General features: G+C 57.5%; 7 protein-coding genes. 5 read left to right on the top strand and 2 right to left on the bottom strand.

Features of this window, described 5'->3' with window-relative positions:
• Window positions 1-123 precede the first annotated feature (123 nt).
• The 5 genes from lipA to GSQ62_RS09815 all read left to right on the top strand — a co-directional run bounded on the left by lipA (window position 124) and on the right by GSQ62_RS09815 (window position 10,405).
• Window positions 124-1,035, top strand: coding sequence for a lipoyl synthase (lipA, locus tag GSQ62_RS09835; RefSeq protein ID WP_237587130.1), 912 nt, complete (start codon window positions 124-126; stop codon window positions 1,033-1,035).
• Window positions 1,036-1,482: 447 nt separating this feature from the next.
• Window positions 1,483-4,782, top strand: a complete 3,300-nt coding sequence (locus tag GSQ62_RS09830) for an ice-binding family protein (RefSeq protein ID WP_161889333.1) — start codon at window positions 1,483-1,485, stop codon at window positions 4,780-4,782.
• A gap of 33 nt (window positions 4,783-4,815) precedes the next feature.
• The gene (locus GSQ62_RS09825) at window positions 4,816-5,751 is read left to right on the top strand and encodes a PorP/SprF family type IX secretion system membrane protein (RefSeq protein WP_161889332.1); all 936 of its coding nucleotides are present in this window, start codon (window positions 4,816-4,818) and stop codon (window positions 5,749-5,751) included.
• A gap of 18 nt (window positions 5,752-5,769) precedes the next feature.
• Window positions 5,770-7,764 carry an OmpA family protein gene (locus tag GSQ62_RS21085; protein ID WP_161889331.1) on the top strand — a complete coding sequence of 665 codons (1,995 nt, stop codon included), beginning with the start codon at window positions 5,770-5,772 and terminating at the stop codon, window positions 7,762-7,764.
• A gap of 346 nt (window positions 7,765-8,110) precedes the next feature.
• A complete protein-coding gene (locus GSQ62_RS09815) occupies window positions 8,111-10,405 on the top strand; it encodes a TonB-dependent receptor (protein WP_161889330.1) in 2,295 nt (764 codons plus the stop codon).
• A 258-nt stretch (window positions 10,406-10,663) separates the two neighbouring features.
• Here the strand turns inward: GSQ62_RS09815 and GSQ62_RS09810 are convergent, their stop codons facing one another.
• Window positions 10,664-11,284, bottom strand: coding sequence for a DUF4136 domain-containing protein (locus GSQ62_RS09810; protein WP_161889329.1), 621 nt, complete (start codon window positions 11,282-11,284; stop codon window positions 10,664-10,666).
• Window positions 11,285-11,522: 238 nt separating this feature from the next.
• Window positions 11,523-12,476 (bottom strand): PorP/SprF family type IX secretion system membrane protein, encoded by a 954-nt coding sequence (locus GSQ62_RS09805; protein ID WP_161889328.1) that lies wholly within the window; start codon window positions 12,474-12,476, stop codon window positions 11,523-11,525.
• Window positions 12,477-12,486: the final 10 nt, after the last annotated feature.

The raw sequence follows: 12,486 nt of genomic DNA, 5'->3' as shown, positions 1-12,486 counted from the left end.
CTGCCGCCGAACAAATGGTGCCAGCCCTTTGTTAAGAAAACAAATCGTTGAGAAGGCGAATCCGCGCGTTTTTATTTTGGCCCGGGCGGCAGCCTCTTCACGCATAACTCCTATCTTTGCACCATGGATGAATTAATGACACTTCCGGTTATACAGCCCAACGCCACGCCCGAGGGGCTGAACGCGCTGGGCCAGCCCCGTAAGCCCAATTGGCTGCGCGTAAAGCTGCCGGTCGGGAAGGAGTACGCCAAAGTAAGAAGCATCGTAGACGAATATAAGCTGCACACCATCTGCGAGAGCGGCAACTGCCCCAACATGGGCGAGTGCTGGGGCGCGGGCACGGCCACCTTCATGATACTGGGGAACGTGTGTACCCGCAGCTGCTCGTTCTGCGCGGTGGCCACCGGCCGACCCAACGAGTACGACGAGGATGAGCCGCGCCGCGTGGCGGAGGCCATCCAACTGATGGGTGTGAAGCACGCTGTGATCACCTCCGTTAATCGCGACGAGCTGAAAGACCGTGGCGCCGCCATTTGGCATGAAACGGTAAAACAGGTAAAGCTGCTCTCGCCCGCCACGACCATTGAAACCCTGATTCCGGATGTGAAAGCAAGCTGGGACGCCTTGATTACGATGATTTCCCCCGGGCAGGAGGTGGTGTCGCACAACATGGAGACGGTGAAGGCTCTGTACCGCCGCGTGCGGCCGCAGGCCAGGTATGAGCGCAGCCTGGAGCAGATTCGCCGCACCAAGGAATATGGCAAGCGCACCAAGACCGGCATTATGCTGGGTGTTGGCGAGACGCGCGAGCAGGTGTACGAGGCAATGGACGACCTGGCCGCGAACGGCTGCGACATCCTGACGCTGGGGCAGTACCTGCAGCCAACCAAGATGCACCTGGAGGTGGCGGAGTTCATCCACCCCGACCTGTTCGCCCACTACCGCGAGGAGGGCCTGAACCGGGGCATCAAGTATGTGGAGTCGGGCCCGCTGGTGCGCTCCTCTTACCACGCCGAACGCCACGTGAACGTGTAATCCTATATAGCCTCCGATAGAGGAGAAAAGCCCTGCCGCAGAATCTGCGGCAGGGCTTTTTTGTTGCACTGCCTTTGCCAGTCACTGTTGCGCGCGGTCGCATAACCCGCTGGAAACCTCCTTTTTAGCCTGTTCGAAACAGCATATTTTATATATCTTATATATTTTATCCCTTTATATATAAATATCAGTATTTTTGTTTAAAATTGTCAGTCTTTAGTATCCAAACTCCCTTAAAAGCAGGCCGGTTACCAAGTAAAATAGGCACCTTATATAGGACCCAAATCAATATATTCAGATTATTTTATATTTATCTGGAAAAACCTGCCTTGCCAGGCAACATAATTCAGAAAAAAGAGTAATTAATATTGTTAGCCATATATTTATATATAAGGTTACAGTTGTTTCGGTGTTTAATGAATCAATAATTCTTGTAAGTATATTCCTATGATTCGAACTTTACTCTTGAGCTACCTCTTTCTGGCTGCGAGCGTCACCCTTAGCTTCGCGCAGTCAGACCCGATCCTCGGGCGGGCAACCAGCTTCGGCGTGCTGGCGGCCACCCAGATAAACAACAACCCCAATGAGATTACCGGCATTGAGGGCAACGTGGGCATCCATGCCGGCAGCACCATCATCGGGGAGGAATACCTGTTCATCTCCGGCCGGAAGGAGATAGGGAATGAGTTTGCCGCCGAGGCGCAGCAACATGCGCGGGCTGCCTTCGACAACCTGAGCGGCAAAGCCGCTACCGGGCCGCTCAGCCTGCCGCTGGGCGGACGCCAGGTGGTTAATCCGGGGGTATATAAAATAAACGGCGATGCTGCCCTGAACGGGTCGCTGGTGCTGGACGGCAAAGGCGACCCGAACGCGCTGTTTATATTTGTCATCGACGGAAACTTCGCGGTATCCCCGCCCACGGTGCCCAACCCCACGCCGAGCGTGAGCACGACAAACGCCGCCGAGGCGAAGAACGTGTACTGGGTGGTGAGCAAGCATGTCACGCTGGGTGCCTCCACCGCTTTTCTGGGCAACATTATTGCCCAAAACGACATTACTTTAAACCGGGGCGCCAGCATCAACGGGCGTGCTATTTCGCTCGCAGGCGCTGTTAACCTCGACTTCAACATCATTTACCTTCCTGTTACCATCGAGTCGGACCTGACGGTAGTCAAAGTGGCAGATGACGCGGCACCGACGGTAGGCGCCGAGGTGACCTACACCATCACGGCCACGAACAACGGACCGGGCGGGGCATTCGGCGTTGAGGTGAAGGAGAAACTCCCGGCGGGCCTCACCTTCGTAAGCGCCACACCTGAGCGCGGCACCTATGACGCGGCGGCCAACATCTGGACAATCGGTGAGATGGCGAACCAGGAGAGCCTGACACTGACGCTGGTGTTCCGGGTGACGGCGGCCGGACAGATTACGAACGGCGTGGACATTGGGGGCGACAACCCCGACCCGAACCCGGACGACAACAGCGACGAAGACCCGATTGTGGTGCCAGTGGAGTCTTATGACCTGAGCGTCACAAAAGCGGTGAGCGACGGACCATACTTTGTAGGCGATGTTGTGACCTACACCATCGTAGCCAGCAATGCGGGCCCATATGCGGCAGGCAACGTTATCGTAACGGAGCAGCTCCCTGCCGGGCTGGTATATATAAGCAGCACGGTAACACAGGGTGTTTTTGACCCGGTGACGGGCATATACCAGGTGGGCGACCTCGCCAAAGGCGCAACCGCCACCCTGACTGTGGTAGCCCGCATCGAAAAATCTGGCACCATCCGCAACATAGCCGTTATATCCCAGCCTGATGGCAGCGACGGCGGCAACGGCGAGACTCCTGGTGAGAATCCTGGTGAAAATCCCAATAAAGACACTAACCCTGATAATGACGAAGACACAGTTATCATTCCGGTGAGTTGCCCTACCCTGGCAATAACCCTGACCGGGCAAGCCAGCCTTTGCATCAGCTCTCAGAACATAACCTATACCGCCACCCCGGTTATCGGGGCCACCTATGTCTTTACATTGCCGGATGGCTGGACGCTGGTATCGCAGCAGCAGAACACTGTTGTTGTAAACGCAGGCACCAGCATACTGCCCGGCGTGATCGGCGTAGCGGTTGAGAGCCAGTGCGGCACCAAAGCCAGCGCGAGCCTGGCAGTGCAGCTGACCGGGGCGCCAGCCAAGCCAACCATTACAGGTGGCACAGCCTCCGTATGTGCGAACGGCGGAACGTATACCTATGCCGCCACCGGCCTGGGCGACGACGCCACATATGAGTGGGGCGTAACCGGAGGGGTAGCGATAGTGAGCGGACAGGGCACGGCTACGGTAACTGTGACGGTGCCGGAGAACAGCCTAGGAGGCACACTGACCGTGAGAGCGAAAAACAGCTGCGCGCTGTTCGGAGAGGCGGCCACCAAAGTAATCACTGTCGCCCCGAAACCAGCCGCCCCCGTTGCCATCATCGGCAGCAGTGATGTCTGTGCCGGCTCACAGACGACATATACCGTTGCAGAGGTAACCGGTGCCACGGCAGGCTACACCTGGACCCTGCCCACCGGCTGGACGATTGTTTCCGGAGAGAACACGCGGTCAATCACGGTAAAAGCCGGTAACGCGGGCGGTACCATCGCTGTAAGTGGCAGCAACAGCTGCGGCGCGGGCGCTGCCACCTCACTCCAGGTAAGCGTGTCTGCCAAACCGGCTAAGCCCACCATCACGGGTAACACCAGCAGCTGTGTGGGCACCACCCTTGCCTTCAGCACCGCACAGGTGGCAGGCGCCACCAGCTATACCTGGGCCGTGCCTGCGGGCTGGACTATCAAAAGCGGCCAGGGCACCCCGACCATCAGTGTGGAGGCGGGCAGCGGCTCCGGTAACGTGGCGCTGACAGTGACGAACAAATGCGGCGACGGAGAGGCTGCTACGCTGGCCGTGAAAGGCACAACAGCTCCGGCTGCCCCGGCCAGCATTACCGGTAACTCAGCGGTATGCGCCGATTCTGAGAACCTGACTTATACCTTCGCCAACCCGGAGGCGGGAGCGGAATATACATGGGAAGTGCCAGCTGGCTGGAGCATCGTGAGCGGACAGGGAACGGCCACCATTCAGGTAAAAGCCGGAACTGCCGGAGGCACCATCAGCGTGAAAGGTACCAACGGCTGTGGCACCGGCAGTGCCACTACGCTGGCGGTAACCATCTCGGAGCCGCCCCTTATGCCAGCCACCATCCACGACAACAGCAGCGTGTGCGACGGCCTTACTTACAGCGTAGATGCTGTGCCGGGCGTAACAGGCTACACCTGGACGGTGCCTGCCGGTTTCACCATCACCGCCGGGCAGGGAACCAGCACCATCAAAGTAAAGGCGGAGAGCACTACGGCAACTGGCCAGGTAACGGTGGTTGCCCTCAACGGCACCTGCGGCAGCCTTGCCGCCAGCGCCAGCATCGACATCTCCCTTGCCGACGGCCAGCTCAGCTTCCCGAAGGCCTTTAGCCCGAACGGCGACGGCAACAACGATACGTGGGTCATCAGAAACCTGGACAAGTTTACGAACAGCGAAGTGACCATCTTCAACCGCTGGGGCTCTGAGGTCTACAAAACCAAGAACTACGGAAACGACTGGAGCGGCAATAGCCTGGAGCAGGGCACTTACTTCTACAAGGCGAGGGTAACCGTGTGCGAGGGCGTGGTGAAAGAATTCACAGGGTATGTAACCCTCTTCCGATAAGCAGTGGTGGTCAAATCTGAAACTTCAATGAAAATGAAAATAATTTACTTTTTGCTGGCCCTGCTGTTTACAACGGCGGCCAGCGCCCAACAGAATCCGCAGTACTCGCAGTACATTTTCAACAGCATGGGGATTAACCCGGCCTATACCGGCAGCAAGAACGTGCTGAACCTGAATGTTTTGCACCGCTCGCAGTGGACGGGCGTGGAAGGCTCGCCTAACACGCAGGCACTGGCGCTGGACGGCGTGGTGGCCAACAACAGGCTTGGCCTGGGCCTGGGCATGACCCGCGACGAAATCGGCGCGCAGAGCACGCTCAGCGTGTATGCCAATGCCGCCGTAAAGCTGCCCCTGAGCGCGAACGCCGTCATGAGCCTGGGCATAGCCCCCGGCCTGGTGCAGTACACCATGGACGGCTCCAAACTGGGTATTGAGGGCGACCCCTCCATTCCATCCGGCAAAGAGACTTCCATCAAGCCGGACGTTAAGCTGGGCGCTTATTTCCACACTCCCCGTTTTTATGCGGGCCTGTCTGCCTCCGACCTGGTGCAGTACGAAGACATGGAGCAGATAGAGCCTGAGCGCCACTTTTACTTTACCACAGGCTATGTGTTTGATGTGGGCCCTTTCCTCAAGTTTAAGCCGAGTGTGCTGGTGAAGGAGGATTTCCATGCCCCGGCCAACATAGACCTGAATGCCTTTGTGCTGCTGAGCGACCGGCTGTGGCTGGGCAGCTCTTACCGCACCAGCATGGAGCTGTTCGGCGGTGCCGAGGGCGAGGGCATTACCAAGCGTACGGCCGTGGCCATGATTGCCGAGCTGCAGGTGCTGAAGACCCTGCGCGTGGGCTATGCCTACGATAAAATGCTGAACGGCCTCGGAGGCTTCAACACCCACGAAGTGTCGGTGGGCTACTACTTCTTCAAGAAGAGAAAAGACACGAAAATGCTGACACCACAGTACTTTTAATTTTTAGCGGTTATACCTATGAACTACAAATACACACCCTTGTGCCTCGTAGTGGCGGCAATGTTAGGCTTAGCGCCTTTGGCCAACGGCCAGTCGTCGCTGCGCAAGGCGAACAAATATTATGAAAACTACGAGTTCGCGCTGGCGCTGAACGAGTATGAGGAGGCCGTGCAGAAACGCACGCCGGATTTGGAGACAGCCGTCCGCATTGCCGACGCCTACCGCCTCACGCGCCAGACGCAATTGGCCGAGACATGGTACGCCAAGGTAGTGGCCATACCGGGCCGCGAGCCGATGAACCTGTACCACTACGCCGAGGCGCTGCGCAGCAACGGCAAATATGCCGAGGCCCGGGAGCAGTATATGCGCTGGGGCGAGGAGATGCCGGACAAGGCGGAGCAGGCGCAGGAACTGATGCAGGCCTCCGCATATGCCACGAAGTGGGTAAGCCAGCTGCCCGTGGCAAAGGTAGAGCCGCTGCAGGTGCTCAACTACGCCAACTTCTCCGACTTCAGCCCGATGCCCTACGGCAACAAAGGCATTATCTTCACCTCCGACAGGGGCCTGAAAGCAGAGAAGGACGAGACGGCCATATATGGCTGGACGGGCCGCCCTTACCTGCAGCTTTTCACGGCAGAGCGGGATGTGCAGGGCAACTGGGGAAACCCGACGGCTTTGGAAGATGTCATCAACGCCGACTACCACAACGGCACGGCCGCAGCCGCAGAAGATGCCAAAATGCTGTACTTTACCCGCACGCATGTCGTGTCAAGAAAATTGCCCGTGAACACCGACCCCACCAGCTGGGTGAAGGCCCCCGGCTCAGAGGACAGGGAGCACCTCAACAGGCTCGAGATTTTTATGGCGGAGAAGCAGGGCGACAGCTGGGGCAACATCAAGCCGTTTGAATATAACAAGGTGGAGGAGTATTCGGTGGGCCACCCGGCGCTGACGCCCGATGGCAAAGTGATGTATTTTACCTCAGACATGCCCGGCGGCATGGGCGAAACGGACATCTACTATACCGAACTTAGAGCCGACGGCAGCTGGGGAGAGCCTGTAAACGCTGGCACCACCGTGAACACGCCTGGCCGTGAAAGCTTCCCTTACGTGGATGCCAACGGTAAGCTGTTCTTCGCCTCCGACGGCCACATCGGCATGGGCGGCCTGGACATCTTCTCAGCGGAGGGTGCGCGGGGCAACTGGCGTGCGGTCCGGAACCTGGGTTATCCGGTGAACTCACCTAAAAACGATTACGGCATCATGTTTACCGAGCCGGGCGAGCAGGGCCTGCTGTCCTCGAACCGCGACGCAAAGAACGGGACCGACGATATCTACACCTTCACGATTCTGCAGAAGCCGGTGGTGCTGGCCATCACTACCCTGGAGCGCAAGCAGAACGCGCAGAAGCGCACGGTGCAGGAGCCGCTTCCGGGAACAAAAGTGGTGGTGGCGCAGCAAGCTGCTGAAGACACTACGGAGGTGACAACCGACAAAGGAGGCAAGTACTTCATGGACGGCAGGGCAGGCAACACCTACACCTTTACGGGTGCCAAAGAAGGCTTCCTGAACACACGGGCGGTGGCGCAGATACCGGCCACGGCCCCTGACACCGTAGCGGTGGCGCTGCTGTTCGACAGGAACGAGGTGGAGAAAGCCATCGTGCTGGAGAACATCTACTACGACCTGGACCTGTGGGACATCCGCCCGGACGCTGCCAAGGAGCTTGACAAACTGGTGATGCTGCTGAAAAGCAACCCCAGCATTAAGATTGAGCTGAGCTCCCACACCGACAGCCGCGAGAGCGAGAACTACAACCAGGTGCTGTCCGAGAAAAGAGCCCAGTCCGCTGTGGATTATCTCGTGTCGAAAGGCATAGACAGAGCCAGGCTGACTGCGAAAGGCTACGGTAAAACGCGGCTGGTGAACGGCTGTGGCGACGGTGTGCAGTGCTCTGAGGAAGAACACCAACTGAACCGACGCACCGAGTTCAAGATTCTAAGCAACAATTAAACACAAACAATCACCCTTATTTTGTGAAAAAGCCCGGCGGTTTCTGCCGGGCTTTTTTTGTTTTGAGCGGCAGCGCTGTCATTTTATATATAGCTGTAATATATAAAGGGCCACCCTACTTCCTGCTTTTAAATTTTTCATCGAACCGACAGCCCTTGTAGCATATCAACTCTCGGGGCTATATATTTATCTCCAGACGCTGCTCAAAACAAAATCATATATAACCTGGAGGCAAAACCTTATATATAAAAGGATGTTAACACATTGCCTTCTGAAAGGTGATTGCCGCTGGTCTCAAACTTTGCGCTGCTTCCCGCGTTTGGGAGATTGATTTTAAAACGTTCCGATGAAACTGCCCTTACCTCTATATACTATAGTTCTCTTTTTCCTGGTGCTTTCGCTGCCGCAGGCGCTGTTGGCCCAGCGGCTCGTGAGCGGGCAGGTGCTGGACGCCCGGAGCGAGCTGCCGCTGGAGGGCGTGACCATAACGGCCAGCAGCGGCGAGCAGGCCGTCAGCAACGAGACGGGCGGATTTGGCCTGACGGTGCCGGAGACGGCGCGGCGGCTGAGCTTCAGCTACCTGGGCTACCGGACGCAGAGCCTTGCCATCCCTTCGGAGGGGCGGGAACTGCGCGTGCTGCTGCAACCCACGGGCGCCAGTCTGCAGGAGGTGGTGGTGACGGGCTACCAGACCAACCGGCCCCTGCTGGAGACTGCCGGGGCGCTGAGCGTGGTGGGAAGCGAGGTGCTGCAGCGGTTCGATGAGAGTTCTTTGGTGCGGGCCATCAACACGGTGCCGGGCGTGCGGATGGAGGAACGGGCCCCTGCCAGTTACCGCATCTCCATTCGGGGCAGTTCACTGCGCTCGCCCTACGGCATCCGGAACGTGAAACTCTACTACAACGGTATCCCGCTGACCGAAGCCACCGGCGTCACGCAACTCAACCTGCTCAATGCGGCCAACTTCAGCCAGGTGGAGATTCTGAAAGGCCCTACCGCCAGCATATATGGCGCGGGCACCGGTGGCACCATCCTGCTGGAGCCGCGACGCGCCGAGGCCGGAAAAAGCCAGTTGGAGGTCGGCGCCACTGCCGGGTCATATGGCTTGCGGCGCTATGCTGCCACGGCCAGTTCAGGCTCGGAGAAAAGCAACCTGCTGGTGCAGTACAGCCGCCAGCAGTACGACGGCTACCGCGATCAGTCTGCCCTGGACCGCCACGTACTCCTGATCTCCCCCGAGTTTTATATATCCGACAGGCAAACGGTGGCCGCCAGCATCCTCTACTCCAACCTGTATTACGAGCTGCCGGGCGGCCTCACGCGCCAACAATACGACGAGAACCCGCGCCAGGCCCGGGGCGGCGTGTTCGGGAGCGTGGCCCAGAACGCCTCCATGAACCAGGAAGCCATCAACATTGGGGTGAAGCAGGCGTACCAGTTCAGCGACAGCTGGCAAAACACCACCGCTATCTACGGGTCGCACCGCTACCAGGACCACCCGTTCAACACCGATTACGAACGCAACGCTTACCAGGAATTTGGCGGCCGCACCAGCTTTGTGAACAAGAGCCATATCGGCAGCATCGCCACTACTTATACTTTCGGGGGTGAGTTCCAGCGTGGGCTGGAGGTGGCCCGCACCTACGAGAATCAGGGCGGCAGCCCCGACTCGCTCCGCTCAGACGACGAGATTGTCTCCAAAACAGGCTTTGCGTTTGCCCAGGCCGAACTGGAACTTCCCGCCGACATCATCGCCACCGTCGCCCTGAGCCTGAACGATACGCAGTACGACATTACGCGGCTGGCGCAGGCCACGAGCGGCGGACCCTACAATTACATCCGTGACTTTGAAGCGGTGCTGTCGCCGCGGGTGGCCTTGCTCAAGCGCCTCACCAACGAGGTGTCGGTGCATGCCAGCGTGAGCTCCGGTTTCTCGCCTCCCACCGAAGAGGAAATCCTGACCTCGGAGGGTACGCTGAACCAGAATTTGGAAGCGGAGAAAGGGGTGAACTACGAGGCAGGCATCCGCGGGTTTGCCCTGAAAAGCCGCCTCACGTTTGATGTGGTGGGGTTCTACTTCCGCCTCAGCGAGACCATCGTAAGCCGGCAGGACATCTCCAGTGTGGCGGTGTTCAGAAACGTGGGGTCCACTTCGCAGAAAGGTATCGAAACTATGCTGGGTTATATGATTATTGACGATGCGCGGCTCACGTTGAGCCAGCTGCGCGTGTGGGGCAGCTATACCTACAATCACTTCCGCTTCAAAGAGTACCAGCGCGACGACATGGTGCTGTCCGGCAACAAACTGACAGGCGTGGCACCGCACACCGCCACAGCAGGTATAGATGTCCTCACTAAGCCAGGTCTTTACTTATATACCACCGCAAACTATGTGGATGAGATTCCGCTGAACGACGAGAACACCGTTTACTCCGATGCTTACCTTGTTTTGGGTGCGCGCGTGGGATATAAACGGCAGTTGGCAGGCCGCCTCGGGCTGGACATCTTCGGCGGGGCCGATAACTTGACGGACGAAAAATACAGCCTTGGCAACGACCTGAACGCCTTCGGTGGCCGCTTCTTCCAGCCCGCCACCGACCGTAGCTTCTACGGTGGCATCCGGGTGAGCTATAATTTGTAGGAGTCTGTAAGTATAGAGACAGAATTGGTTTATCTTATTTTGTCATCCTGTAAGGAGGATCTTGTGGGCGAGCCGCATAAGCTTAACCTCCCTTCTACCAAGTTTCTTTCAGAATGACAGTTGTATTTTTATAATTTAAACTAATTCTGTCCCCATACTTATATAATCAGCTATAGGCTATATATAAAGAGCGGCTATATATTCCACCGCCGCTTATATATAAAACCCACAAAAAGCACTAAACAAACAGCGAACTACCTACCTGGTAGCATCCGGCGTGGGCGGGAACTGCGACATGATGCTGGCCACTATCACGGAGATATAGGAGTCGTCGAGGGCGGTAGGGTTGATGTCGGCGTCTAACCAGCCGCGCCAGATCAACTGGTTGGTGTCAGGGTCGATGAGGTCGACGACGAGTGTGCCGATGTCGTATTTTTCTATGCTCCTGTAGTTGGGCACACCAGTATAGCTGTAGCGATAGCGGTAGCCGTACCAGTAGGCGTAGCCATACCCCGGCGCCAGGTTGTAGTCCTGCGCCACAAGCTGGGCAGTGTCCACGGCAATGTCGTAAGCCACCAGCAGGTCGGGCTCCTCGTCGAACACCAGTGTCAGCCCCTGCTTCACCAACTCACTGGCCACTGCCCTTTTCACACGGTCGTCGATCAGCGTCGTGAACTGCGGACCAGCGCCGCCGGCCACGGGTGTGGGCACCTCTGCCTTGTACCAGGAGAACGTCCGGAATTTCCTGAAGTTGATACCGTGGTCGTATGTATACTGCACGTCGGCCAGCGGGAGCCGCGCACAGCCGCTCAGGGCCAGCAGGAGCAACAGGAGGCAAAAGAGGCCGGGGGGCGTGGAGTCAATTTTATCGCGCTTCATTTATATATAAGGTGGTACATCTTGTAACGCGCTATATGGCTTGCCTGTTGTAGCGCCCCGCCTTTCGCCCGCCACGGAGCACGCTGCGCTCCATCCCATTGTCACACCTATCGCAGCACACGGACTGGCAGTTGCAGGAATGAAATTAAAAAAGAAGACCTCCAAAACCAAGCGGTTGAAGGTCTTTGAAAATAAAGCCTGCGAAGTTGTTTTTCGGCAGATAACCAGAGAGGCTGGTTTATTTCACGCGGAAGCCGACCATGATCTCGTGCGATCCGGCGCTGTGGTGCCGGATGGGGGATACGGTGATGTCGTAGGAGTAGCTCAACTCGTACTGCTCCATAAACTGAAAACCGCAGAGGGCCACCAGGGCGTCCTGGGTGCGGTACGAGGCGCCGACCCACACCTTGTCGTCGTAGGCCGACCGGCGGCGGCTTTTGCTGAAATTATATATGCCCTTCACGTTGATGTCGGCCTGCAGCGGAGCGGGGTCCACGTACTTGACCAGTACAGAGGGGGCCACCGTAATGTTTCGGTTGATGTCGAAGTTATATCCCCCGGACACAAACAGGTGGCGGACCAGCCGGCTGGCGTCTTTCGAGTTGTCGAACTCAAAAATTTTGTTCCCCAGCACCTGAAACAGCGAGACGCCAGCGAAGAACTGGTCGGAGTGCAGGTAGGTGCCCACGCTCAGGTCCGGTAAAAAGGAGGTCTGGTTGCCGCCGCTGGTCACCGGGTCGCGATCATTCGAGCCATCCGCCATCTGAATCTTATCGGCATTAAAATTATACTGCTGCACCCCCGCAAACAGGCCTGACGAGAAGTAGACGGTTCTGTTGAGCGGCACATGGTAGGCATACGACAGCAGCACGCCGGTGCGGCTGGTCGGGCCGGTGATGTCCTTGTATATATACCCCCCGGCCCCGTGGTATGGCTGGTTCCTGCGCCTGCTGCGTCGCCCGTTCTGGAAGAGGGCGGCTTCCCCGCTCACGTAAAAAGTGGAAGGGGCACCCTCAAAGCCGACCCACTGGTTGCGGTAGCCGGCTTTTACGTTCAGGTTTTTGCCGTAGCCCGCCACGGCCGGGTTGAGCAGGAAATAATTGGTCATGTACTGGCTGTACAGGGCTTTCTGCTGGGCAACCGCAGCCGAGGCCAGCAGGGTAAACAAAACAAGTATGCTAAACTTTTTCATAAAAGATAAA

The sequence above is a fragment of the Pontibacter russatus genome, assembly GCF_009931655.1.
In the GTDB taxonomy this organism is placed as follows: domain Bacteria; phylum Bacteroidota; class Bacteroidia; order Cytophagales; family Hymenobacteraceae; genus Pontibacter; species Pontibacter russatus.
Note: the sequence above shows the minus strand (reverse complement) of the source record. Positions and strands in the feature narration are given on the sequence as shown.

Bases quoted from the DNA above. Each gene is read 5' to 3' on its own strand.
- lipA (WP_237587130.1), top strand. From the start codon at position 124: ATGGATGAATTAATGACACTTCCGGTTATACAGCCCAACGCCACGCCC.
- GSQ62_RS09830 (WP_161889333.1), top strand. From the start codon at position 1,483: ATGATTCGAACTTTACTCTTGAGCTACCTCTTTCTGGCTGCGAGCGTC.
- GSQ62_RS09825 (WP_161889332.1), top strand. From the start codon at position 4,816: ATGAAAATAATTTACTTTTTGCTGGCCCTGCTGTTTACAACGGCGGCC.
- GSQ62_RS21085 (WP_161889331.1), top strand. From the start codon at position 5,770: ATGAACTACAAATACACACCCTTGTGCCTCGTAGTGGCGGCAATGTTA.
- GSQ62_RS09815 (WP_161889330.1), top strand. From the start codon at position 8,111: ATGAAACTGCCCTTACCTCTATATACTATAGTTCTCTTTTTCCTGGTG.
- GSQ62_RS09810 (WP_161889329.1), bottom strand. From the start codon at position 11,284: ATGAAGCGCGATAAAATTGACTCCACGCCCCCCGGCCTCTTTTGCCTC.
- GSQ62_RS09805 (WP_161889328.1), bottom strand. From the start codon at position 12,476: ATGAAAAAGTTTAGCATACTTGTTTTGTTTACCCTGCTGGCCTCGGCT.